Consider the following 24,998-nt stretch of genomic DNA (forward strand, 5'->3'; position numbering starts at 1 on the left):
TTATGACAGGGGAATATCGTTCTCGTGTAGAACGTAAACATGCAAAAAAGCAATCGAAACAAAAAAAATCCGGAAAACAAAAGAAAAGTTCTTTATTGAAAAAACTCGTATTGTCGCTGCTTTTATTAGGAGTTATCGGCATGGTTAGCGGCATTGCTACATTTGCCTACTTTGTCATAGATGCTCCGCCGCTTGATGAAGCGAAAATTAAAGACCCGTTATCATCAACCATTTATGATATGAACGGCCATAAAATTGCAGAGTTAGGTGCAGAAGGACAAAAACGAACGTACATTTCTTATAAAGAAATACCGAAAGTGTTAGAAGAAGCGGTATTAGCAACAGAAGACGTGCGCTTTTACGAACACCACGGTCTCGATTTCATCCGCCTTGGTGCGGCTGTCATCGCCAACGTGAAAGAAGGATTTGGGGCAGAAGGTGCCAGCACGATTACCCAACAAGTTGTTAAGCTTTCGTTTTTATCTCCAGAAAAAACGTTAAAGCGGAAAGCTCAAGAAGCATGGCTTGCATTTCGCCTTGAACAAAAATATTCGAAACAAGAAATTTTGGAAATGTATCTAAATAAAGTTTATTATTCCAACCGCATCTACGGAGTGAAAAAAGCAGCAGAGTTTTATTTCGATAAAACCGATTTGAATGACTTGACCCTTGCGGAAGCAGCATTGCTCGCCGGTTTGCCGCAAAGTCCAAACAACTATAATCCGTATAAATACCCGGAAGCTGCGGAAAAACGACGCAATGTTGTATTATCCTTAATGGAAAAACACGGGTTTATCACAAAAGAAGAAGCAGAGAAAGCAAAGAAAATACCTGTCAAATCAATGCTTGCAAAAAATAAACAAGATACGGCTATTCCATACGATGCATTTATCGATCAAGTCATTAAAGAAGTAACGGACGAAGCAGACGTCAACGTTTTTGAAGACGGCTTAAAAATTTACACAACATTAGATCCTGAGGCTCAAAAATATGTCGAAGACTTATTAAACTCTGACAAATATTTCACGGACAAAAAAGATTTACAGGCAGGTATTGCCCTTCTTGATACAAAAACCGGGGAAATTCGCGCACTCGGCGGAGGACGCGATAAAGAAGGAGTCGCGTTCGGATTTAATTTCGCAACAGAGCGAGTCGGCCAGCCTGGTTCGACCATTAAGCCAATTCTTGACTATGGTCCAGCCATTGAGTATTTAAAGTGGTCGACATACCATCAGCTTGTTGATGAACCGTACTCTTATTCCGATGGAACACCTATTAAAAACTGGGACGGTTCCTATCAGGGACAAATGTCAATGAGAGTCGCCCTAGCTAAGTCACGTAATATTCCGGCATTAAAGGCGTTACAGAAAGTCGGCTTAGAACGCGCGAAAAAATTTGCTAACAAGCTTGGCATGGGCTTCGATGAAATATATGAGTCATATGCGGTTGGGGGTTTAAGCGATGGGGTTTCTCCATTGCAAATGGCAGGTGCTTATAGCGCATTCGGAAACAATGGCGTCTACATTAAGCCGCATGCCGTTAAAAAAATTGTCTTTCCGGACAATACGGAAATCGATTTGACCCCAGAGCCAAAAGCAGCGATGAAAGATTACACAGCCTACATGATTACTGATATGTTAAAATCGGTCGTCAAGCCTGGCGGAACAGGTACATTGGCGAATGTTCCCGGTTTACACATCGCTGGTAAAACAGGAACAACAAACTATGATAAAGAAACAAGACGAAAATTCGGTTTACCGGAAGGAGCTGTACCAGACAGCTGGTTCATCGGCTATACGCCGAATTATACAGCTGCGGTATGGACCGGATTCAGCAAGCGCAGCGATACAGCATACTTATCGACAAGAGAACAAAAAATTCCGCGCTTACTATTTAAAGCCGTCATCAGCCATGTTGACGACGGTAAAGGCGGAGACTTTAAAATGCCGAAAAGCGTTGTGAAACTGCCAATAAAAAAAGGATCAAATCCGCCAATGATTGCCGGAAAATATACGCCTGAAACGGAAATTGTCTATGAATGTTTTGTCAAAGGTGCAGAACCTACTGAAATAGCGGAAGATAAACCAGAGCCATTAAGCCCTGTCACTAATCTGCAAGCAGTTTATGATGCTGCTACTAATTCTATTTCTTTATCATGGGGCTATAATAACGAAGAATTAGAAGACATCACCTTTGAAGTTCGTATTACAAATGACAAGGGAGAATCACAAGTTCTTACTGCTTCCGATTTGTCATTAACGCTGACCGGACCAACTCCAGGTGCTGTTTATACGTTCGAAGTAACTGCCGTTCGTGAGAAAGAACAAAGTCGCAGTGAGCCTGTTGCAACAACTGTTACTGTCCCAGGAGAAAGCACGGATGACCAAGATGATTCAGAAGAGCAGCCATCACCTGGTGACAATCCAGACAATAATGGACAGCCTAATGGAAATGACGATGACGACGGCGATGAAGACAATGAGGATAACGGCAATCATAATGAACCGGGAGATAATGTTGACCAAGTAACACCGCCGCAAACAAACCCAACGACTCCGCCTCCTGGGAATAATAACGGAAACGGCACAGGAAACGGCAATAATCATTCAGGAACGGGAACAGGCGCAAACAACGTAAATCTTCCTAATAGTCCTAATAGACCAAGAGTTTCCGAAAGCTCGGACAACACGCAGTAAATCGTTAAAAATAGGCTGACCCAATCAAAGTGTCAGACCCCACAACACAATAATAAATGGACGATATATTGTGAAATACATGTGAGGTCAGACACTTACGGGTCAGCTTCCTCTCTCCACTAAAAAAGGGGCTATCTCATGATTGATGAGATAGCCCCTTTTTTTTAATGGCCAAGTTTTTGTAATAAAGTTTTGTCAGCTCAGCAAATAATTCTCCCAATTGGATAAAAGAGTGGTATAAATCACATTTTGCAAAGATAAACTGCAGGCGCTCAACACAATTCACCGGCTTCATTTGTAACGTATTTACTTCCCTTTCCCAGCTGACAATGCTCTTGACACGCGTTTCGTTTAACCAATATAAACATGCAAGAAAGTATGATAGCGCCCGAATCATTGGTTCTCTTGCGGCTTTTCGATCGCGATTTTGAAAAAGAAGGTCAAGCTTTTCTTTTTCTTCGTTCCATAGCTGCCATACAGCCGGTATCGACTGCTCGATATCGTTCCATGGCTCGTTTTCCAGATTTTCTTTACAGGCAATTATATCGTAATAAAAATAAAACTTTTTCATCATCAGTGGAAATGGCGCGAACTCGGTTGTTTCAATCGTTTCTCCCTCCCGATAAAATAATGGATGAAGAAACTCACTCGGTACGCGCAAGACGATCACCTCTTGATTTCATTCGCTTCTTTCCTTCCCTGCATAATTCAAGCAGTGGACATATATGACATTGCGGTGATTGTGCTTTGCAATGATAGCGGCCAAAAAAAATCATACGGTGATGCGTAATGGACCATTCTTCTTTCGGAATTTTCCGCATGAGCGTTTCTTCCACTTCCAATACAGAATCTTTCCAGCGGCAAAACCCGAGCCGTTTGCTGACCCGTTCTACGTGGGTGTCAACCGCAATGGCCGGCACGCCAAAAGCAACGGAAACAACCACATTGGCTGTTTTTCGGCCAACTCCAGGCAGCTTCATTAACTCATCGCGATCCTTAGGCACCTTTCCGTTATATTTCTCGAGTAACAACTGACAAAGCTTTTGAATATTTTTCGCCTTGTTTCGGTATAATCCAATGGAACGAATATCCTCCTGAAGTTCCTCTAAAGAAACGGCTAAATAATCTTTTGGCTCTTTATATTTTTGAAATAACTGTTTTGTTACTTTATTTACTAGTGCATCCGTACATTGTGCCGATAATACAACGGCAATGAGAAGTTCAAACGGATTGCTGTGTACAAGCTCGCAATGCGCATTCGGAAACATTTCTGCCATTTTGTCGAGACAATAACGAATTTGTTTTTTCGTCAACAAAGAAAATCACCTCCGTCAAACAAGAGAAAAACGAGAGACCTTGCCCTCGTTCAAGATTGTTCTAGCCAGTTATAAAAAGGAATTGTTTGCTTATGTTCGCTTTGCGGCTGTGATGCCTTAGAAGATTGCTGATATTTGCGAAATTTCTTTCCATAGCTTTGTGCTTGTTCAATGGTTTGGATACCGTTCTTTTTCCATTCAAACAAAATACGGTCAATGTAACGAAAATTCAATTTCCCTGATAATACAGCTTCACGAAGGGCGGCTTTAATAATCGCGGGATCATGCCCATCTTGATCCACCCACATCGCTAATGTTTCACACTCGAACGGGGAAAGCGGCCGGCCAAACTCCTGTTCAAACATCGTATATAAGCTTTTTTCCTCTTCTTCATAACGTTCTTTTTCTCCATAAAATGCTTCCGATAAAAGATGATGAACGAGCTTTTCCCATAGAGGTTTCAGCGAATACTTTTCAATGCGGATGGAGTGCTCATCAACATGTTCTTCAATGGCAAGCAGCCCCTTTTGGATAAGCCGTCTTACTCCATCCATACATTCAGCAGGACTAAGCGTCATTTTTTCAGCAATTTGCGCCGGAGTCGGAAACAATACTCCGCTTTCAATGTACGAATGAATATGCAGCAATAGCATGAACTCCGTTTCTGTCAGCCCGATATTTTTGTAATGGTGCAACAGCAGCTTTGGAATGGCAATGCTTCCTTCAGCCAACCATTCCGCCATTTTTTCTTTGTTCATTGGAACACACCTCAACTATAAGTATAGCATGAACATTTCACACGCGGATATTACTTGCTATTCTATTTTTTCGAAAAAAATCATCGCTGAACAGACAAGAAAGAGGCTGTCTCATCAAAGGCTGACCCCCCTCGAACTATGACAATATTTAAGGGCGTTTACTCCATTGCCCATATATATTGTTGAGGGGCCTGACCATCTATATTTGAGACAGCCTCATGTTTATGCAATTACGGATACAGACGGTTTAATAAACGCGGGAATGGAATTGTTTCCCGAACGTGTTCCACCCCTGTAATCCAAGCAACCGTGCGCTCAAGCCCTAAGCCGAATCCAGAATGAGGAACTGAGCCATACTGGCGCAGCTCTAAATACCACTTGTATGCTTCCATCGGCAGGTTATGCTCTTGAAGGCGCTGCTTTAACAATTCATAGTCATGGATGCGCTCTGAGCCGCCGATAATTTCTCCGTATCCTTCCGGTGCAATTAAATCGGCGCATAGCACAACTTCTGGACGGTTCGGATCCGGCTGCATATAGAACGGTTTTAATGTTGTTGGATAATGCGTAATAAATACTGGTTTATCAAAGCTTTCCGCAATAGCCGTTTCATGCGGGGCACCAAAATCGTCTCCCCACTCAATATCATGAAATCCTTTTTCATGAAGCAGTTTAATCGCTTCATCATACGTAATGCGCGGGAATGGTGCTTTCACTTGTTCCAATTTCGATGTGTCGCGACCTAACGTTTTTAACTCAAGCGGACAGTTTTTCAAGACAGATTGAACAATATATGAGACATATTCTTCTTGAACCTTTAAGTTGTCCTCAAATTCATAAAAAGCCATTTCCGGTTCAATCATCCAAAACTCAATTAAATGACGGCGCGTTTTCGATTTTTCCGCACGGAACGTCGGGCCGAACGAGAACACTTTACCAAGCGCCATCGCTGCTGCTTCCATATAAAGCTGGCCACTTTGAGAAAGATAGGCATCTTCATCAAAATATTTTGTATGGAATAATTCCGTTGTTCCTTCCGGCGCACTGCCTGTTAAAATCGGCGGATCTATTTTTACAAAACCGTTATTGTTAAAAAATTCGTATGTAGCGCGAATCACTTCATTGCGAATTTTCATAATCGCATGCTGACGCTTCGAGCGAAGCCATAAATGACGGTTGTCCATTAAAAATTCAACACCATGTTCTTTTGGTGTAATCGGATAGTCAACCGCTTCATGAATGATTTGTAAATTTGTAACCGATAATTCATAGCCAAACGGAGAACGTTCGTCAACGCGGACCGTCCCTGTTACATACAATGATGTCTCTTGAGTGATCGACTTGGCCATTTTAAATACTTCTTCACTCACTTGTGATTTCTCAACAACCCCTTGAATAAACCCTGTGCCGTCACGCAATTGTAAAAACGCAATTTTACCGCTTGAACGTTTGTTTGCAAGCCATGCACCAATCGTTACTTCTTGTCCTACATATTTACTTACTTCAGCAATTGTTGTTTTCACGTACAAGTCCCTCCAAAAATCTTCGCAAAACTATGCTGTGTAACATAGTTCATATTATACCTTTCGACAAAAAATGAAGCAATAGGAAAAGCGGAAGCGCCCTGCTTAGCCGCGATGGGCAAATGTTCTTCCGGGACAAGAAGTCGCTTTTGACTTCGCTCCGGAAGGTTATTTGACCCGAGCGGCTGGTCGCCGGAGCTAGACATCAAGAAAAGCGGAGGCGACTTAGTTAAACCAACAAGGAATAGATAACCTAAAAATTTATATAAAATCAAAAAAATGTGTGATTCAATAGTTATTTGACCGAAACATTTTTCCTATATATATCATTTACTATAAATAGATGCGAAAGCATAAAACATTTGAAAGGAAGGTAATATTATGGCTTGCTTATGTAATGGAGGATTATTTCCTCGTTTGTTTTGGACACAATCTACAACCGATTTAGACGTTCCTATCGTAGCAGAAACTATTACCCCAACTGAAGTGCTTCGCCTTGAGCCAATCACTACGCTTAGCGGAGATGAAGTAAAATTAGATTCCATGGTTGAACTATCACTCGCAGTAGCAGTACTCGGTATTGGTGCTGGAGTAACAGGTATTACTTATCGTCTAGAACGATCTACAAATGGAGGAGCATTTACACCACTTGCATCACTTGATATTGAACCCTTAATCCCTATCTTAGGTGTTACCTCCACCACATCTTTATTCCCAAACCTTACTTGGGTAGACGTACCAGGTGTTGGAACACACATTTACCGTATCGTTATTGAAACAGATGGAGGACTTATAGCTTTTGTAACTACTATTACCGCAGAAACTCGCGCATTAAACGCTCTTGTCGTTCGAGAAGCATAAATAAACAATGGCTGACTCAAATAGGGCAAAAGTAGATATTGAGTCAGCCTCCTTAATTAATTTATCATTTTCCATTCACTAACGTTGTATTCATTCTACGACTCAGTTTTCCCATTCCTAGCAAATCCATTCCACTTCTCTCCTCCTCTATACTTTCCTCTCATCTCATTTTTCTATGAACATTTCTATTTTTGATGAAATCATTTCCGTTACACATGAATGACAATATTGTTTAAAGCCCGAACCCCATTTGGAAGTTGTTTGCAATAAAAAAACCCTTCCACCTTATATGTCGTTTGTTCTTCTTCGATATCAAACTTTAGCTGGAAATTGGAAAAAGATAATTTCTGTCCAGCCTCGATTTGTGAAATGTGGACAGGCTTTAACCAGAATTCTCCTTTTTCCTCTACGATCTTATTCGCATCTTCATTAATATATTGCCATGGTTCCATCACTAATGGATTCAAACGGCGATCATATTGGACATCCTCTCCAAGCTTAGCGGACAATATGGCACGTTCTTTTGGCATCACTTTCAGACATATGAAAGGATTTTCAAGAGGAACTGAACCGGTATTGTGAATAACAAAGTTAGCGATGACCGTTCCCTTCTGTTCCGTAGTTTTCGGTAATAATAAAGAATACGTAAAATAGGAAAGAGCACTGACATGCTGACGATCATTTCCCTGCTCTTTTGCTTTTTTTATTTCATTCAATCTTTCTTTGACTTCCTGTATATCCCGTTCTAACATACGAATTTTCTTTTCCACTTCAAAAATCGAATCGCTCATCTTTCTCCTCCTTGTAAAAATAAATACTACTTGTTCTTTATATGTATGAAAAAAAGAGGAGAAAATCTCCTCTTTTTCAAAATGGAGAGAAGTTGGGAACTCCCCTCTTTTACAATATTATCCCATAATTGGAAAGACAGCTGGACATTGCGGTGGAAATACATCCACTGGACATTCATCCTCGCAGATAATTTCTGGACGAGGTTGGCAAAACCTAGCAGCCACTTCTAAAATGACATCAAATGTTACGACAATACTTTGGCAAATTCTTAATCCAATCGTTGCGGTAATTGTGCTTGCAGCCGCATTCACTGTAAAGGCACCGACTCGACACGTATTAAATGCATTTTGTGTTGGATTACAACATACAGTTGTTCCCTCAGGGGCACAAAGAATAACTTCTTCACTTATTGAAATCAATACTGGATCACTGAAGACAGTCGTTTGTGTGCCTGTTCCAGTTGTGCCAGTTACCTCTAAAACGACTTGAATCGTTTTACTTAATGTCACTACTTGCAGTGAAACGCTCTGATCTCCTACCACACATTCGATATCACGCCGTGGCGCGTCTTCAACACATTCTAAGAGTGTTACAGCGCAACTCACTTGAAGATTTGTTAAATCCGTCAGAGAACCTGGAGAGAAAGTAAAAGTTGGAGTATCTGTGAGCGATATGACATTTGTTGTCCAGTCGTATACTTTACAAACTTGAATACACTCAGGATCAAATTGTTGAGCAAACTGCTCTAAGTTAATCGGCATCGAATAACCTTCCTTTCATTATGTTTTTTCAGGCTACTCTATACTATGTAATTTGCTAACATGAGTGATAGTACTAGCGCCTATTTTTTTATCATATGTAAATCATTTACAATGTCAATCTTCATAAGGCTCTCGCATACAATATTGTAAAGAATGGGCATTTTCTACATGAAAATGCTAAAAAGGTGGTGAGACAGTGAACGAAGAGCAGAAAACGATCCAATTGGAGCAAAAAATCATCCATCTCAAATCAGAACTGGAAAAATACAAAATCATGCTCGCTTCGTTTCCATCCGATCAACAATCGAACCATCTCAAAGAACAAATGGAACAGTTAAAAAAGGAAAATGCCCATCTTCAAGAAAAAGGCCATCATTATGAAGAAACGATCTCTGCTCAAAAACAAGAGATTGACAGCTTATCAACACAATTACAGGAAGCAAAAGAAGAAAATCGTTTATTGTATGAGGAGATGAAAGCATTAAAAAAAGAAAATTTCATCTTACAAAAAAAAGTGGAAGCAAATGAAGAAAAAATCAAATCCTTATTAAAGGATGCAGCTGCTTCGAAACAAAAGCAAGCTGAACTGGAAAAAGAAAAAGAGAGCATAGAGGAAAACATGCAGTTATTGGAGCGGGAACTCTCTTCCTTACGTGTTCTTATGAAAGAGAAGCATCTTTCGTTTCAATCACAATTAGAATCATTCACATCTTGGAAAGAAAGGATTGCGACCATGGAAAAAGACTATGATTTTTTGAAAAAAAACAGCGACAAGGCGTTAAGCGATTTTCAAGAATTAAAAGAAGTTTTATTTATCCAAAAACAGGAAACAGAAAATTTGAAAGAAGAAATCCGCCTATTAATGAAAAAATTTCATGCCATCGAAGAAAATTTATTAGAAATAGACAGGGAGAAACAAAAGGATTTAGCCGTTTTACAAAAGCATATTTTACATCAGCATGTTGAAATGGAAGCTACTCTTGAAAAGACAGCTCAATTCGCGCAAGAAATAGAAAAAATATCGAAACAGCTTTCAGATTTAACCAAAAGAATTGATCAGAAAAAAGAAGATTCGCCAAACCTAGAAATGAGCGAAATGAAAGAAATGTTGTCACAGTTAGTCCATCTGTTAACACCTCAACCAAACAATTCCTATGTAGAAGAGAAACAAAAAGAGACAACTCTTTCACCAAAACAGCCTAGTATAAAGAAAAACACAGGAAACACACCATCACATACAAACAGCTTTCTTAAATTGAATGAATTCATTGACGAAACACATCAATCGATTGTCGTATCGCCAATTAAAAAGAAAGGACAAAACCCAATCCATCCGCAAATGCCTTATGTATATCCTCAGAAAACAAATCGGATTAAAAATGTACGAATTGAAACAAAACTTCCTCAACAATTGCGACATAAACAGTCAGAAGAGGACGATGACAAATCACCCAATGCGCTAATACAGACATTCTTTAACACATCCTCTCAAGATAACTATTTGTCAGACGAAAACACCCTCAACCATATCTTGTTAAATGATTTGCCTGAATTAAAAGCGCAACTGAGTATGACAACAGGGGAAGATTCGGAAAGTTTAGAGACAGCGGCAGCGGAGCTATTAGAAACAGATCATACTCGCTCCACGAAGGCTGAAGAAGAAAACGATTGTGAGATAGTTCCTACACTTGAAAGTCTCGTTACTGTTCAAGCAGAGAAAAATAAAGAATCTAATATCCATGAAAACCTTGAAGCGATGAAATGCGAAGCCCACGAAACAGCAGTTGAGCCTTTACTTGAAAGTGACGAAACAAACAGTGCTTCACCAATCATATCCGATAAAGTGCAAAAAACAGTGATAATCGAAGCAAATTTTTCTGATGATGAAATTGCAGCCCATTCATTCACAGAACAAGACTTTCATAACGAACCGCTAAAGCAACAGGATTCCCCAACAAATGAGACTGTCCCTCATGAAAAAGACGTTGAAGACAAAAAGTGGAAGTTTTTCTCACTGCTAAAAAAAGCAAAAGTATTTAATAATGAGAGTTGAGACTTTCATTCTTTATATAAACATATAAACACACTACAAGGCATACAAAACGGGACTGATCCTTTGCATGGGAGTCAGCCCCGTTCTTTTTATCTTTAACGATTCATTTTTTGTTCTATAAATTGTTTGATGCGTTCAATCGCTTTTTCTAACAGTTCAAGTGAAGTTGCGTAAGACAAACGGACATTATCAGGCGCACCGAATCCCGAACCAGGGACAAGCGCGACTTTCGCTTCTTCCAAAAGCGCTGCGACAAGTTCATCAACCGTATGATAGCCTGCCATTGTTGCTGCTTCGCGGGCATTTGGGAACAAGTAAAACGCCCCTTGTGGTTTGACGCATGAGAAACCCGGGATTTGAATCAATTTTTCATAAATGATATTAAGGCGCTCTTCAAACGCTTTGCGCATTTCTTCTACAGGCTCCTGCGGTCCGCTGTAAGCGGCCATCGCGGCGTACTGGGCGATCGATGTCGGATTGGATGTGCTGTGGCTTGCAAGATCTGTCATCGCCCGGATAATTTCCTTGTTGCCTGCTGCATAACCGATTCGCCACCCCGTCATTGAATGGGATTTGGAAACACCGTTAATAATGATCGTCTGCTTTTTCAGTTCAGGTGAAAGTTGCGCGATCGAAACGTGTTTATGTCCACCATACACTAACTTTTCATAAATTTCATCCGACACGATTAAAATATCATGCTTTAAGCAAACTTCACCTAAAGCAGCTAATTCTTCTTGCGTATAAATCATGCCTGTCGGATTGCTTGGCGAGTTGATAATAACCGCTTTCGTGCGCTCTGTGATCACAGATTCCAGCTGTTCCGGGGTGATTTTAAATTGATTTTCTTCTAATCCTTCTACATAAACTGGGACACCGCCAGCAAGTTTCACTTGTTCAGGATAACTTACCCAATAAGGTGTTGGAATAATCACTTCATCGCCTTCATCAAGAATGACCTGAAATAACGTATACAAAGCATGTTTGGCGCCAACGCAAACGATAATTTCCGAAGGTTCATAACTTAAATTTTGGTCTTCCTTAAACTTTTTAATAATCTCCGCTTTTAAGCCAGCCAAGCCCCCGGATGGTGTATATTTCGTATGCCCTTCATTCATCGCTTTGACAGCAGCGTCAATAATGTGCTGCGGTGTATTGAAATCAGGTTCACCCGCTCCTAAACCGATAACGTCATATCCTGCTGCTTTTAATTCCTTTGCCTTGGCCGTAATCGCCAGCGTTGTTGATGGTGTGAGTGATGAAACGCGTTTTGCTAACTTCATAATTCCTTTCCCCCTGAAATGTTATTGTTGAAAGCTATATCTTTTTAAAAAAGTACCGTCTTCAAAGCTTAAATAATAAAATGAATAACGATTATCATCGTCGATATATGTCAGCTCCCAAAGAGGTACTCCTTTTTCCATCCCGAGTTTTGCGGAAATAATTTCTTTCGGATTTCGTTCCGCTTTTAACTTCGCAATCGCCTCTTGTTTCGATACACCGCTTTTTACTTTTTTGACGATTACGTTGTCCATTTTTTCAGGCACCCAAGCAGCAACTTTTTCTTTTTCACTGTTCGTTCCAACGATGACAACATATGCTTGGTCACCATAATAGGTGTAAATTTCTTCAATATCGGCAAAATGCACTTCACCCGCGGCACGCTTCATGGCTTTTGATTCTGCAAGCTGCTTTGGTTCAAGTGCTTCCTCATATATATTTACTGCCTGCCAAATGATCATACCTACAAAAACAAAAAGAATGATCCACCACTTTTTCATAACATCACATCTTATGTACGGTAAATGGTAAATATTGCTTTTTCTTTATCTTTTTCATCCAATGCCAAACCAAACATTAAATCATCTTTTTTTAATGTACGGTTTAAACAGTCGACAATTTTATATAAATCGGGTGAGTGCTGAATCTTAACCGTTGCCAATACTTCGATTTTGCTTTCCATAACGCTCTCCTTTCACATCACACAAATTTTGTTAGTTATACAGAAATGACACAATGTCCACACTATAAATGGGGCCGTCTCATAAGTGACTTGACCTTACGCATCATACACTTATGAAAGATGATGTGCGATATATGGTGGTTGAGGGATCTGTCAGCCCCATCTTTCCATTATATTATAACAGGTCCGTTGCTTATTTCAAAAATGTAATTAATAAAAATTCCCCCCGCCTACACCTTTAAAGGAAGGCTGTCTCAAAAAAGGGCAAGTAAGTTCCTCATGAGACAGCCTTTTTTACCGTTTTAAGAAAGCCACTGTTCAAGCTTCGTCAAAAGCGAATGTAAAGGTCCTTCGTACACTTGAAGCGGAGGCAGTGATGATAAAAAGTATTTTCCATAGGAAGCGGTCGTCAGACGCCGGTCGAAGACAAAAACAACCCCTTTATCTTGACTTGAACGAATGAGACGGCCAAATCCCTGCTTAAAACGAATAATCGCTTGGGGCAACGATAAGTCATAAAATGGATTGCCGCCTTGTGCACGAATTTGCTCGCATTTGGCTTCAATTACCGGATCGTCCGGGGGAGCAAATGGCAGGCGGACAATGACGACGCATGAAAGCTCCTCTCCCGGGAGATCCACTCCTTCCCAAAAGTTGCTCGTGCCAAACAAAATCGCTTGATCAAATTGGCGAAAGCTTTTCGTAAGCTTCGCGGCACTGCCGCTGCTTACGCCTTGGGCAATGAGCACAAAACGTTCGTCGATATTCATTTCTTTCATCATCGAAGCCGTTAATTTTAATAATTCGTATGAGGTAAACAATACAAGCATTTTTCCGTTTGTGCGCTCAGCAATTTCCATGAGCTGTATCGCGACGGAATGAGCGTACTCTTCTAAAGAAACATCAGAAATGGACGGTAAATCGCTCGGAATCATTAACTTTACCTGTTCTTTATAGTTAAACGGAGACGGGATTGTTATGCACTTCGGATAAAAATCATTTAACCCAAGCCGTGAAATCATATAAGAATACGTTCCGTTCGTCGTCAACGTCGCAGACGTTAATACAACGCTTCTTTTCTTGGCAAACAACCGCTCAGCAAAAAACTCTTCTAACTGAATCGGCTGCGAGTAAATCGTGATCGCATTCGCTGCCCCTTTGACATCCACTTCCATCCAACGAACAATAAGATCATCATCGCTTAGCAATAAATGTTGCAATGTTTCTATCATCTTAGAAAAAGCAGCCGCATCCGAAAAATAATCAAACACAAATTCATACGATAAACGCCGGATTTCCTGTTCTTTCTGCCGCAGCATCATCTGCAGGTTATTTACTTTTGTTATAAATTCATTTGTGTGATCGATTAAGCGCCATAACAGCTCGTTAATCGCCTTCCATTGATTCCCTTTCTCTGTCAGCGGTTGAAAGCGATAGCGGATACGGACGGCGTTCTTTTCGTTTTTTCGCTGCAGCACATAACGGCGAATCATGCGGAACCACTCATCGAATTCAAATTGCAATTCAGCAATGATTTGATCGAATTCAAAGAAAGTTTTTTCCACGTCCATTTCTAATTTCATGCAAACCGTTTTTAACTTCGCCAGCCACCCATCTTCTTCTGACATGCCGATTCGCCGCAATAATTGGCGAATCGTCACATAGCTGACCTGCTGTCCGAAATAATTGGCTGCGACGTCCTCCAAATGATGCGCTTCATCGACTAACAAGTACTCATAGGCCGGAAGCAAAGGCGTTTCCCCTGTTAAGTCCTGCAGCAAAAAAGCATGGTTTGTAATAATGAGCTGCGCATCAAGCGCCCGTTTTTTCGCCCGCTGGAAAAAGTCAATGTCTTTCACCGGCTCATCATCATTGTCCATTTGCAACGTTGACCAAATTAATTTTCCACCCGATGGCAAATTTAACTCATCGACATCGCCTGTTTCCGTTTCTGTCAGCCAAACAAGCAGCTGGCATTTCGTTAACACCGTATCATAATTTTTGTCTTGTTCATGTAGAAAACGGACAAATTTCCGAAGCGAAAGATAGTTGCGTTTTCCTTTCAACACGGCTACTTTGAACGGAAAAGAAGTAATGTTTCGCAGCACGGGAATATCACGTTCAATAAGCTGCTCCTGCAGCTGCAATGTATGCGTACTGACGACGACAGGCTTCTTATGCTCATAAGCGAAAAAAAGGCTTGGAATTAAGTAGGCCAGCGATTTGCCGATCCCTGTTCCCGCTTCGATTAAAGCATGCTGCGACGTTTCGAATGCTTCGTTCACGTCATTCATCATTTCCCATTGCCCTATCCGGTGTTCGTACCCGGCAATCGGCAGTGATTGAAACCGTTCAGAAAACTGTTCAAAAGACGAAGCGCCGCTATGATTCGATGTTTCCTTTGGTAAAGCCGATGTTTCCTTTTTTAAAGCAATTCCCTGGTAAAAATGAAATTGCCGCTCATTATTTAACGACAAAAGCTTTTCGCCAATCACTTCATCTAACAAATGATGCAAATCGCTCTTTAAATGCGGCGACAGCCGCTCTATTTGCTGCAATGTGACAATCGGCAGCGATTTGAGTCTCTCAAGCAGTGCTAAAAACAATTTCGCTGTTACTTCCGCATCGCTGTCTGCTTGATGCGGATTTTCATGCGGCAGCTTTAATGTTTGTGCTAATTCGCTTAATTTATAGCTTTCGATTGTCGGAATTAAAATGCGGGACAACTCCACCGTATCAATTTTCGGTCCGCCGAAAAGCGGAAATCCTGCCATTTGCAGTTCTTCTTGTAAAAAACTTAAGTCAAACGACACATTATGCGCCACAAAATACGACTTTTCCAATAGCTTTGCCACTTTGGGAGCCAGCTCTTGAAAGCGCGGCGCTCCTTGAATCATCGCTTCATCAATTCCCGTTAGCTGCTGGATAAACAGCGGAATAGCGCGCTCAGGATAAACAAAACTGGAAAAGCGGTCGACAATTTGTTCATTTTCAATGACAACCATTCCAATTTGAATGATACGATCCCCATTTTGCGGAGAGTTTCCCGTTGTTTCTAAATCAATCACTACAAAGCGTCGATTCATTGTTCCACCTCGATGTTCATTGACAGGAAAACGGTCACTTTCGAAACCATTTCCAATCTTGACATTTTAGCTTTAACAAAGAAAAAGACTGACTCAAAGAAAGGGCTGACCCAAGTGTCTGACCGCACGCATCACTCACAATATATAGTGTTTTTATTCATCGTTCTATATATTATGGTTGCGGGGGTCTGACACTTGCTTTCGGGTCAGCCTTTTGTAAGTCAGCCTCTATTATAGCACTGTCGCTGCCGGTTCTTGCACAATTAACTGTTTAATTTTATTATTTTCATCCATAATCGCCACTTTTGGACGATGCTCGGCAATTTTTTCTTCCGGTACAAGCGCGTAAGAAATAACGATAATAATATCATCCTTCTGCACAAGACGAGCGGCAGCGCCATTTAAGCAGAATACACCGCTTCCTCTTTCCCCAGGTATAATATATGTTTCAAAACGCGCTCCGTTATTGTTGTTGACAATTTGCACTTTTTCATTCGCTACCATGCCGACAGCATCTAAAATATCTTCATCAATTGTAATGCTGCCAACATAATTTAAATTTGCCTCGGTAACGCGGGCGCGGTGAATTTTCGCATTCATGAGCGTACGAAACATGAAAAATCCCCCCTACTCGACATCAAGTGTAATATTATCAATGAGACGGGCATTTGTAAACCGAACAGCAACAGCAATAATCACTTTTCCAGAAAGTTCTTCGATCGGTTTGAGTTCAGGATAAGAATAAATTTCCACATAGTCAATATCAGCATGAGTATGTGTTTTTATATAATCGATCACAAGATTTTGAATCGCATTCGGGCTTCTTTCCCCTTCTTCAATAGCCGCCTTTGCCCTTTGTAATGCCCCATATAGAGCCGGTGCTTCTTTCCGCTCCGCTTCGGATAAATAGACATTGCGCGAACTTTTCGCTAAACCGTCTTCTTCACGAACGGTTGGAACAGGGATCAGTTCAATCGGAAAATTAAAATCGCGAATGAGCCCATCCACAACGGCTACTTGCTGCGCATCTTTCATCCCGAAATACGCACGATGCGGCATAACGATATTAAATAGTTTCATCAACACCGTCACAACCCCGTCAAAATGCCCCGGCCTTGACTTTCCGCACAATACATCGACACGTTCAGTAACAACCGTCTTGATGCTCAAAGGATGCGGATACATTTCAGCTACATCTGGATAAAAGAGAACATGGACTCCGGCTTCTTTAGCGATTGCTTCGTCACGCTTCATATCGCGGGGATAGCGGTCAAAGTCTTCGTTTGGACCGAACTGTAGCGGATTGACAAAAATGCTTAACACAACGATATCGTTTTGTTTGCGCGCTTCGTTTAAAAGCGCCACATGTCCTTCATGCAAATAGCCCATTGTCGGCACAAAGCCGATTGTTTTTCCTTGCAGACGGAATTGATTCATCTTTTGCTGCATATCGTGAATGTTTGTTACGACAATCATTGTCTTTTTCCTCCATACAATGCTGTTAACTCTTCTTCTTTCATTGTAAACATATGGTCCGCTTCAGGAAATTGCCGCAATTTCACTTCTGTCACATAACTTGATAACGCTTGTACAATCGTCTCTTGAATATTTGCGTATTTTTTTACAAATTTCGGAACCCGCTCTACACCATAGCCAAGAACATCGTGGAAGACGAGAACTTGACCATCTGTCTCATCTCCTGCCCCAATGCCGATTGTTGGAATCGAAAGTTCTTTTGTTACTGCCGCTGCCAGCTGTTTCGGTACACATTCTAACACAAGCGCGATCGCTCCGGCTTGTTCGCACCGTTTCGCATCTTCGATTAATTTCCGGGCGCTTTCTGCATCTTTTCCTTGCACTTTATAGCCGCCTAACACCCCGACTGACTGCGGCGTCAAACCTAAATGGGCAACAACCGGCACGCCTGCGTCCGTCAGCGCGGCAATGACGTCTAATACTTGGCCGGCTCCTTCTACTTTGACAGCGTTCGCTCCTGCCTCCTGCATAATGCGCTGAGCGTTTCGCAATGCCTCTTCCCGCGAAATATGGTACGACATAAACGGCATATCGGTAATGACAAACGTATCTGGTGCTCCGCGGCGAACGGCTTTCGTATGGTGAATCATATCGTCGACGGTAACGGGAATCGTTGAGTCATATCCGAGCACGACCATTCCTAACGAATCACCAACGAGAATCATATCGACCGACGCAGCTTCTGCCAGCTTTGCTGACGGATAGTCATAAGCAGTCAGCATCACAATCGGTTCGTTATTCGCTTTCATCTTTAAAAAATCGGTTTTTGTTTTCATCATGATACCTCCTCTTTTAGCAGAGGAAATGAATCACCGAACGACATGACGAATAAAAAATCCTTCTTTCCTGCTGTTGAGAAAGAAGGACGCACTCACACATATCGGTTGACTTCATCCCTCTGTCCCAGTCCGTTATTTTGGATCAAGGCAGATACGAAATACATTTTTCATGACAAAGAAGGTGCGGTTCCGATAAGATACCGCCCGTAACCAGCTTTTATTTTAACAAAATTCTAACAACTTTTCTATATTTTTTATAGTTCAATATCGGCAGAATGAATATAATGAATCGTTCCATCAGCTGCTTCAAGCATTAACACGCCTTCATCGGTAATCCCAAGCGCTTTTCCTTTTACATTGCCGTGAAGCGTACGGGCAACAACCTCTCTCCCAATGCTAATCGCATACCCTTCCCAGAGAAGCTTAATAGGCAAAAAACCATGCTGTAAATATTGGTGATACAAAGTTTCGAATTTGAACAAGATTTCTTGAATTAATTCGGCCCGCTTGATTGGACTTCCTTTTTCGATTGCTAGTGAAGTGGCGACCGATTGGATTTCTTCAGGAAACTCTGACAGTTGATGATTCACATTCACGCCCATTCCGACAATAACAGACCGAACTTGATCTAGCTCTGCTTGAAGTTCCGTTAAGATGCCGACACACTTTTTTCCATTCATTAAAATATCATTCGGCCATTTTATATCAGGAACAAGTCCTGTCACCTCTTGAATCGCTTGTGAAATCGCAACAGCGGTTAGCAAAGTTAGTTGAGGTGCCTTTTGCGGCGGAATGGGCGGACGTAATATTAAACTCATCCATATCCCCGTTCCTTTCGGAGAAAACCATGTTCGATTTAACCGTCCGCGCCCTGCCTTTTGCAGTTCTGCAACAACGAGCGTCCCTTCCGGAGCTCCTTCGTAGGCGAGCTTATGAGCAATTTTTTGCGTCGAATCGACTTCTTCTTCAAAATAAATATGACGCCCTAATACTTCCGTCTTTAAGCCAAACTGAATTTCGTTGGCTGTAATTTTATCAGGAGTTTTTATAATGCGGTAGCCGCGGCGGCGTACCGCTTCTAACTCAAATCCTTCTTTTCGCAAATCTTCAATATGTTTCCATACCGCTGTCCGTGAACAGCCCAATATTTCACTGATTTTTTGGCCGGAAATAAAATCGCCTTTTGCCTGTGAAAACAACTCTAATAGTTTTCTTCGAGTTTCCGATTGCACTGCGCCAGCCACCCCCTTATTTGCTCAGCATTATTTTCGATCTCCCCAGAAATAACGGCGCTTTCCACAAACATCAGCATTTCCGCCACCCAAGGTCCGCCTTGTTTATTAAACCATTTCATTAAATCGTTTCCGTTAATCGCTAACTCCTTTCGCTCTTTAATAGGGAGCGAAGCAAACAGCTGCCTTAGCTTTGCCATGTTGCTGTCAGCTTTTTCCCCGCTTAACAAAGAACGAATTTTTTCCGCAGATAAAGCATATGTTAAACCGTAGCGGTACAGCTTCTCTTTTGTCCAATCGTTGTTTTGTTTCATTTCTGCCAAGATGTTTAAAATCGCCTGTACATCTTTTATAAGTTGATTTGGCAGCTTCCAAAGGCGCAAAAATGGAATTAACGTTTGCTTCACGTCGAGCAAATATGCAAACAACCCCCAATATTCGGCCCGTTCCGTTAAGAGCGTCCAATTATATGAAGCAAGCTGTTCAAGCTGCTCTCGTTTTTCGGAAAGCCCCGGCATGTACTTATATAAATTCGTTTCCACTAACAACGCAAGCGCTTCTTGGCTATAGGCACCTTGCAATAATTTTTCAAACTCAACGGTAATCCGTTCCACAGAAATATGGGAAAGAAGCGGAGCAAGTTCTTGAATCGCTTCTTTTGTTTCCTCGCTTAAATAAAATCCGAGCTGGCTGACAAATCGAAGCGCCCGCATCATGCGCAGCGCATCTTCAGAAAACCGCGCCTTCGCGTCGCCGACCGTTTGAATCATTTTCCTTTTTATTGCTTCCTGCCCGGCAAACGGATCAATCATTTGTCCGTGTTCATTCATAGCGATTGCGTTCATTGTAAAATCGCGCCGTTTTAAATCTTCATGAAGTGAACGGACAAATGTCACAGATTCAGGGCGGCGATAATCTTCATACTTTCCTTCTGTGCGAAACGTTGTGACTTCATACGGAGTTCCTTCATGGAGAACCATGACAGTGCCGTGCTCCACTCCGACGCCGATCGTTTTTGGAAAAATGCGCATCACTTCTTCAGGAAGCGCAGAAGTAGCAATATCGACATCGCCAATCGGGCGGCGCAGTAAAAAATCGCGTACCGCCCCGCCAACAAAATAAGCCTCATGACCATGTGCTTTCAATTGTTTGATGATATATAACGCTTTGGCAAAAGGTTGTTTCATGGCTTCACACCTTCAATAATGCGATGATAAATCAACTCATACTGCGACACAATTCGTTCGGAATGAAATTTTTCATATACTTTTTTCAGCGCCTCGCCAGCCATATAGGCATGAAGCTGAGAGTCTTTCAAAATGCACAGCGTTTTTTCCGCTGCTTCTTCAACAGCTCCCAGCTCGCAAAGATACCCTGTTTTTCCATCCTCAATCACTTCAGGGATTCCCCCTATTTTCGTTCCGACACATGGAACACCGCATGCCATCGCTTCTAATAAAACGAGGCCGAAACTTTCTTTTTCCGATAAAAGAAGTTTTACGTCACTTATGGAATACAACTCTTCAAGGTTTTCCTGCTTTCCTAAAAACAGCACTTTATCTTTTAATCCCAGCTCTTTCACGAGACGGCAAACAACGATCATTTCCGGCCCGTCACCGACAAGAAGGAGCTTCGCTTGTATTTCCTTTTGAATAAGGTGAAACGCCTTGACAATATCCGGCACGCGCTTGACATGGCGAAAATTTGAAACGTGAATCACGACTTTTTCTTCAGGGCGAATGCCGTATTGTTCTTTCAAATATTGAACATCTTTTTTGTGATAAACACGCTCATCAACAAAATTATAAACCGTCTCAATTTCTTTGTTGACCTCAAGAAGCTCATACGTTTGCTGTACAAGCGCATTGGACACAGCCGTCACCACATCCGACTGTTCAATTCCAAACTTTATGATTTCGCTCAATGAAGGGTCATAGCCGAGCACAGTAATATCTGTTCCGTGCAATGTCGTCACAATTTTGAGATGTTCTCCGACCATTTGTTTGGCAAGCACAGCACAAACCGCATGAGGCACCGCATAATGAACGTGCAATAAATCCAGTTTTTCCCGCTTCGCCACCTCGGCGATTTTACTTGAGAGCGCCAAATCGTACGGCGGGTATTGAAAGACAGAATATTGATTGACGCTCACTTCATGATAGTAAATATTGCTGTACACTTTGTTTAATCGAAACGGCATGCTTGATGAAATAAAGTGAATTTCATGTCCCCGTTCAGCAAGGAGCTTTCCTAATTCCGTGGCGACGACACCGGAGCCGCCAACCGTTGGATAACAAACAATGCCAATTTTTAGTTTCATTTCATCTCTCCTAATAAATCGTCTGAAATTAAAATCGGTTTTTTAGAAATAAATCCTTCGGCAAACGAAACGCCTGCTTCTTTGCCGAATAACCGCTCACGACTTTCCACTGTTTCGATATAACCGTTTGTCAGCGGTGTGTCCACTGAATCGGCCGTCTTTTCGAATTGGCTTTTATAGGCACGCAAGCTAGCTAATTTCAGTTCGATCACATCACTTATATCAACAAGAAAACTTGGCTGCTGAAAACCGTTAATCATGTAAAAATACAATGATTTGACGCGATGGGCCGGCAAGCCTCTTTCATCCTCATAGCGGCGAATCGCAGCAGAAAACACCGCTTCTTCAACAAGCGCCGCACAATTTCCGTGATCCGGATGACGGTCCACCCAGTAAGGGGCAAACACGAGGCTCGGACGATACTCGCGAATAACGGAAACAATTTTATTGATGAATGCCTCATTTTTTAGCAAGCCGCGATCCGGAAGCCGCAGATTAATTCTCTCTGTCACTCCTAATATATCAGCTGCTTCTTTGGCTTCCTGCTGCCGCCGTTCGACGGTTCCATTTGATGAAAGTTCCGCCAATGTTAAATCACAAATTCCGATTTTATAGCCTTTGCGCGCATATTTTGCGATCGTGCCGCCCATCCCGATTTCGACATCATCAGGATGAGCACCAAAGGCCAATATATGTAATGAACGATCGTTCATGTCATTCACCTTGTTTTTCATTGATAATTTTTCGCCACGCGAAATCGCCGCGCTCTAAGCCTTTGATTAATATTTCCGCTGTGCCCATGTTCGTCGCAAGCGGAATGGAATATACATCACATAGACGAATCAATGCGCTCACATCTGGTTCATGCGGCTGTGCGGTGAGCGGATCGCGGAAAAAGATGACCATATCCATCTTGTTTTGTGCAATCATTGCGCCAATTTCTTGATCGCCTCCGAGCGGTCCGGACTGAAAGCGATGGATTGGCAAGCCTGTCGCTTCATGAATGCGCAAGCCTGTCGTTCCCGTTGCATATAATTCATGCTTTTCCAAAATAGCTTTATAAGCAATCACGAACTGAATCATATCCGCCTTCTTTTTGTCATGGGCAATGAGCGCGATTTTCATCTTCTCCTCTCCTATCATTCAATAATATTTTCCAATCCATAGACAAGTGTATTCAATTTCATCACTGTCTCCACGGAAAGTTTAACCCCTGACATAAACGATGCCCGATGAAATGAATCATGGCGAATCGTTAATGCTTGTCCATTTCCGCCAAAAATGACTTCTTGATGGGCAATCAGTCCCGGCAGGCGTACACTATGAATCGGAATCCCATCATACGTTGCGCCTCTTGCACCTTCTAATGTTTCTTTTTCTTCCGGATGCCCCTGCTTTTTGGAAGGTCTGACCATAGAAATAAGTTCCGCTGTTTTCACAGCTGTACCTGACGGCGCGTCTAATTTTTGATCATGGTGGAGCTCAATAATTTCAACATCGTTGAAATATTTCGCTGCCATTTGTGCAAATTTCATCATTAAAATGGCGCCGACAGCAAAGTTTGGCGCGATGATCGCACCAATTCCTTTATCTTCTGCCAGCTCTGTTAACCGCGCTAAATCTTCTTTTGTAAATCCTGTTGTGCCGACGACGGGACGAACACCGTAATGCAAGGCCAATTCTGTATGTTTTTTTCCGACTTCCGGAGTCGTTAAGTCAATTAATACATCCGGCTTTACTTCTTGAAAACAGCGCTCGATGTCCGTATAAATCGGAACATCAATTCCGGAAAAGCCGTCTACAGCAGAAAGGCTTTGTCCATCGTTCATGCGGTCAATTACCGCCGCTAACTGAAAATGTTCCGTGTTATGTACTAATGATACCGCCTCCCGTCCCATTCTTCCGCGCGGGCCGGCCACAACAATTTTGATTGTTTTCATAAACCGTCTACTCCTTTCCCTCTTCTTTTCTTGTCCAGCGATTTTTATCTCTTGTGTTGAATTTTTCCATCACTAAATCATGAGCTTGTTGAAGGTCAATATGAAGAGAGTTGGCAAAACAAATCAGCACAAACAGCAAATCTCCCATTTCTTCTTCAATCGTTTTTTCTTTTTCCGATTTCTTTTTCGTCTTTTCACCATAATAATGGTTAATTTCCCGTGCCAGCTCCCCTAATTCTTCCGTCATCCTTGCGAGCATCGCAAGCGGACTGAAATAACCCTCTTTAAATTGGCTGATGTATGCATCGACTTCTTCCTGCATTTGTCTCATTGTTTTTTCTGACATTTATGTCACCTCTCATTCTTTCATGTTAGCCAAAACGAGCGACTTTGACAAATGTTTTCTACGTTCGTTGCCTGCAACGATAACTTCCTCTATAATTAAGGGCGCCGACTATTCTTCATGTACAAGGAGGTCTTTATGATTTTCGGATTAAAAATAAAAAACATTTTCTTTATTTTGCTTGGTGCTGCTATTTTTGCCTTCGGACTCGTTCATTTTAATATGCAAAACAATTTGGCTGAAGGCGGCTTTACCGGGATTACTCTTCTTCTTTATTTCTTGTTTCAATGGGATCCTTCCTATACGAATTTAGCGTTGAATATTCCACTGTTTCTGATCGGCTGGAAATTGCTAGGCCGTAACGCCTTTTTATATACCGTTATTGGTACGGTCAGCTTATCTGTTTTTCTTTGGATTTTCCAGCGCTATGCGATTCATATGCCTTTAAAACACGATTTAACATTGGCCGCGCTATTTGCCGGTGTATTTATCGGAATCGGTCTCGGGATTATTTTCCGCTACGGTGGAACGACTGGCGGCGTTGATATTATTGCAAGGCTCGTGTATAAATATAAAGGCATCAGCATGGGCAAGACGATGTTTGTGTTTGATGCGGTCGTCATTACGTTATCCCTGATTTTATACCTTTCCTACCGCGAAGCGATGTATACGCTCGTTGCTGTATTTGTTGCCGCCCGTGTCATCGATTTTATGCAGGATGGCGGTTATGCGGCAAAAGGGGCGACAATCATTTCCGAAAAAAGTAATGAGATCGCCGAAAAAATTATGAATGAAATGGACCGTGGCGTAACGATATTGAAAGGACAAGGTTCTTACACAAAGCGTGAACGTGATGTCCTTTATTGCGTCGTTGCGAAAAATGAACTTTCCCGCTTAAAAAGTGTCATTATATCCGTTGATCCACATGCTTTCGTTGCCGTAAGCGACGTGCATGATGTATTGGGAGAAGGTTTTACTTTAGATGAAAATAAACGTCCGCTTGAACATTGAATCTCTCCCGCCTATCGCCGCTTAGGTA

General features: G+C 41.8%; 24 protein-coding genes. 4 read left to right on the top strand and 20 right to left on the bottom strand.

What is annotated here, in order from left to right:
* Nucleotides 1-2 precede the first annotated feature (2 nt).
* Complete coding sequence (locus tag B0I26_RS02940) at nucleotides 3-2,696, top strand: PBP1A family penicillin-binding protein (protein WP_111643978.1); 2,694 nt, start codon at nucleotides 3-5, stop codon at nucleotides 2,694-2,696.
* Nucleotides 2,697-2,832: 136 nt separating this feature from the next.
* On the opposite strand, the gene B0I26_RS02945 is transcribed toward B0I26_RS02940, so the two are convergent.
* The 4 genes from B0I26_RS02945 to asnS form a co-directional block, all read right to left on the bottom strand.
* Entirely contained in the window at nucleotides 2,833-3,366 is a 534-nt protein-coding gene (locus tag B0I26_RS02945; protein ID WP_245934703.1) for a YpoC family protein, read from the bottom strand.
* Nucleotides 3,341-4,012, bottom strand: coding sequence for an endonuclease III (nth, locus tag B0I26_RS02950; protein WP_111643980.1), 672 nt, complete (start codon nucleotides 4,010-4,012; stop codon nucleotides 3,341-3,343). The genes B0I26_RS02945 and nth overlap by 26 nt, the downstream gene beginning before the upstream one ends.
* A 50-nt stretch (nucleotides 4,013-4,062) precedes the next feature.
* A complete protein-coding gene (locus tag B0I26_RS02955; RefSeq protein WP_111643981.1) occupies nucleotides 4,063-4,770 on the bottom strand; it encodes a DnaD domain-containing protein in 708 nt (235 codons plus the stop codon).
* A 230-nt stretch (nucleotides 4,771-5,000) separates the two neighbouring features.
* Nucleotides 5,001-6,293, bottom strand: a complete 1,293-nt coding sequence (gene asnS / locus B0I26_RS02960) for an asparagine--tRNA ligase (protein ID WP_111643982.1) — start codon at nucleotides 6,291-6,293, stop codon at nucleotides 5,001-5,003.
* A gap of 381 nt (nucleotides 6,294-6,674) precedes the next feature.
* Between asnS and B0I26_RS02965 the strand changes: the two genes are divergently transcribed.
* A complete protein-coding gene (locus tag B0I26_RS02965; RefSeq protein ID WP_111643983.1) occupies nucleotides 6,675-7,154 on the top strand; it encodes a hypothetical protein in 480 nt (159 codons plus the stop codon).
* 209 nt (nucleotides 7,155-7,363) lie between these two features.
* On the opposite strand, the gene B0I26_RS02970 is transcribed toward B0I26_RS02965, so the two are convergent.
* Together B0I26_RS02970 and B0I26_RS02975 are read right to left on the bottom strand one after the other, a co-directional pair.
* Nucleotides 7,364-7,945 (bottom strand): hypothetical protein, encoded by a 582-nt coding sequence (locus B0I26_RS02970; RefSeq protein WP_111643984.1) that lies wholly within the window; start codon nucleotides 7,943-7,945, stop codon nucleotides 7,364-7,366.
* 117 nt (nucleotides 7,946-8,062) lie between these two features.
* Nucleotides 8,063-8,707, bottom strand: a complete 645-nt coding sequence (locus B0I26_RS02975) for a BMQ_0737 family morphogenetic spore coat protein (RefSeq protein WP_111643985.1) — start codon at nucleotides 8,705-8,707, stop codon at nucleotides 8,063-8,065.
* 196 nt (nucleotides 8,708-8,903) lie between these two features.
* On the opposite strand from B0I26_RS02975, the gene B0I26_RS02980 reads away from it, so the two are divergent.
* Nucleotides 8,904-10,760: a coiled-coil domain-containing protein gene (locus B0I26_RS02980; RefSeq protein ID WP_111643986.1), complete on the top strand. Its 1,857-nt coding sequence runs from the start codon at nucleotides 8,904-8,906 to the stop codon at nucleotides 10,758-10,760.
* A gap of 95 nt (nucleotides 10,761-10,855) precedes the next feature.
* Here the strand turns inward: B0I26_RS02980 and B0I26_RS02985 are convergent, their stop codons facing one another.
* From B0I26_RS02985 to B0I26_RS03050, 14 genes are all read right to left on the bottom strand, one after another.
* On the bottom strand, nucleotides 10,856-12,043 hold the full coding sequence (locus tag B0I26_RS02985) for a pyridoxal phosphate-dependent aminotransferase (protein WP_111643987.1): 1,188 nt from the start codon (nucleotides 12,041-12,043) through the stop codon (nucleotides 10,856-10,858).
* Nucleotides 12,044-12,064: 21 nt separating this feature from the next.
* The gene (locus B0I26_RS02990) at nucleotides 12,065-12,541 is read right to left on the bottom strand and encodes a cell wall elongation regulator TseB-like domain-containing protein (protein ID WP_111643988.1); all 477 of its coding nucleotides are present in this window, start codon (nucleotides 12,539-12,541) and stop codon (nucleotides 12,065-12,067) included.
* An 11-nt stretch (nucleotides 12,542-12,552) separates the two neighbouring features.
* On the bottom strand, nucleotides 12,553-12,723 hold the full coding sequence (locus B0I26_RS02995) for a YpmA family protein (protein ID WP_111643989.1): 171 nt from the start codon (nucleotides 12,721-12,723) through the stop codon (nucleotides 12,553-12,555).
* A gap of 302 nt (nucleotides 12,724-13,025) precedes the next feature.
* The gene (gene dinG, locus B0I26_RS03000; RefSeq protein WP_111643990.1) at nucleotides 13,026-15,809 is read right to left on the bottom strand and encodes an ATP-dependent DNA helicase DinG; all 2,784 of its coding nucleotides are present in this window, start codon (nucleotides 15,807-15,809) and stop codon (nucleotides 13,026-13,028) included.
* Nucleotides 15,810-16,040: 231 nt separating this feature from the next.
* Nucleotides 16,041-16,424: an aspartate 1-decarboxylase gene (gene panD / locus B0I26_RS03005; RefSeq protein ID WP_111643991.1), complete on the bottom strand. Its 384-nt coding sequence runs from the start codon at nucleotides 16,422-16,424 to the stop codon at nucleotides 16,041-16,043.
* A 12-nt stretch (nucleotides 16,425-16,436) separates the two neighbouring features.
* A complete protein-coding gene (gene panC / locus B0I26_RS03010; protein ID WP_111643992.1) occupies nucleotides 16,437-17,285 on the bottom strand; it encodes a pantoate--beta-alanine ligase in 849 nt (282 codons plus the stop codon).
* Entirely contained in the window at nucleotides 17,282-18,121 is an 840-nt protein-coding gene (gene panB / locus B0I26_RS03015) for a 3-methyl-2-oxobutanoate hydroxymethyltransferase (protein WP_111643993.1), read from the bottom strand. Before panB ends, panC begins: the two co-directional genes overlap by 4 nt.
* Before the next feature lie 257 nt (nucleotides 18,122-18,378).
* On the bottom strand, nucleotides 18,379-19,368 hold the full coding sequence (locus B0I26_RS03020; protein WP_111643994.1) for a biotin--[acetyl-CoA-carboxylase] ligase: 990 nt from the start codon (nucleotides 19,366-19,368) through the stop codon (nucleotides 18,379-18,381).
* On the bottom strand, nucleotides 19,326-20,543 hold the full coding sequence (locus B0I26_RS03025) for a CCA tRNA nucleotidyltransferase (RefSeq protein ID WP_111643995.1): 1,218 nt from the start codon (nucleotides 20,541-20,543) through the stop codon (nucleotides 19,326-19,328). The genes B0I26_RS03020 and B0I26_RS03025 overlap by 43 nt, the downstream gene beginning before the upstream one ends.
* Nucleotides 20,540-21,676, bottom strand: coding sequence for an N-acetyl-alpha-D-glucosaminyl L-malate synthase BshA (gene bshA, locus B0I26_RS03030; RefSeq protein ID WP_111643996.1), 1,137 nt, complete (start codon nucleotides 21,674-21,676; stop codon nucleotides 20,540-20,542). The genes B0I26_RS03025 and bshA overlap by 4 nt, the downstream gene beginning before the upstream one ends.
* A complete protein-coding gene (gene bshB1 / locus B0I26_RS03035) occupies nucleotides 21,673-22,389 on the bottom strand; it encodes a bacillithiol biosynthesis deacetylase BshB1 (RefSeq protein WP_111643997.1) in 717 nt (238 codons plus the stop codon). Before bshB1 ends, bshA begins: the two co-directional genes overlap by 4 nt.
* Nucleotide 22,390: 1 nt before the next feature.
* Nucleotides 22,391-22,801: a methylglyoxal synthase gene (gene mgsA, locus B0I26_RS03040; RefSeq protein WP_111643998.1), complete on the bottom strand. Its 411-nt coding sequence runs from the start codon at nucleotides 22,799-22,801 to the stop codon at nucleotides 22,391-22,393.
* Between the two features lie 14 nt (nucleotides 22,802-22,815).
* On the bottom strand, nucleotides 22,816-23,616 hold the full coding sequence (gene dapB, locus B0I26_RS03045; protein WP_111643999.1) for a 4-hydroxy-tetrahydrodipicolinate reductase: 801 nt from the start codon (nucleotides 23,614-23,616) through the stop codon (nucleotides 22,816-22,818).
* Nucleotides 23,617-23,623: 7 nt separating this feature from the next.
* Nucleotides 23,624-23,962 (bottom strand): nucleotide pyrophosphohydrolase, encoded by a 339-nt coding sequence (locus tag B0I26_RS03050; RefSeq protein WP_111644000.1) that lies wholly within the window; start codon nucleotides 23,960-23,962, stop codon nucleotides 23,624-23,626.
* Between the two features lie 135 nt (nucleotides 23,963-24,097).
* Between B0I26_RS03050 and B0I26_RS03055 the strand changes: the two genes are divergently transcribed.
* Nucleotides 24,098-24,970, top strand: coding sequence for a YitT family protein (locus B0I26_RS03055; protein WP_111644001.1), 873 nt, complete (start codon nucleotides 24,098-24,100; stop codon nucleotides 24,968-24,970).
* Nucleotides 24,971-24,998 lie beyond the last annotated feature (28 nt).

It is taken from the genome of Paranoxybacillus vitaminiphilus (genome assembly GCF_003259935.1).
GTDB lineage: Bacteria > Bacillota > Bacilli > Bacillales > Anoxybacillaceae > Paranoxybacillus > Paranoxybacillus vitaminiphilus.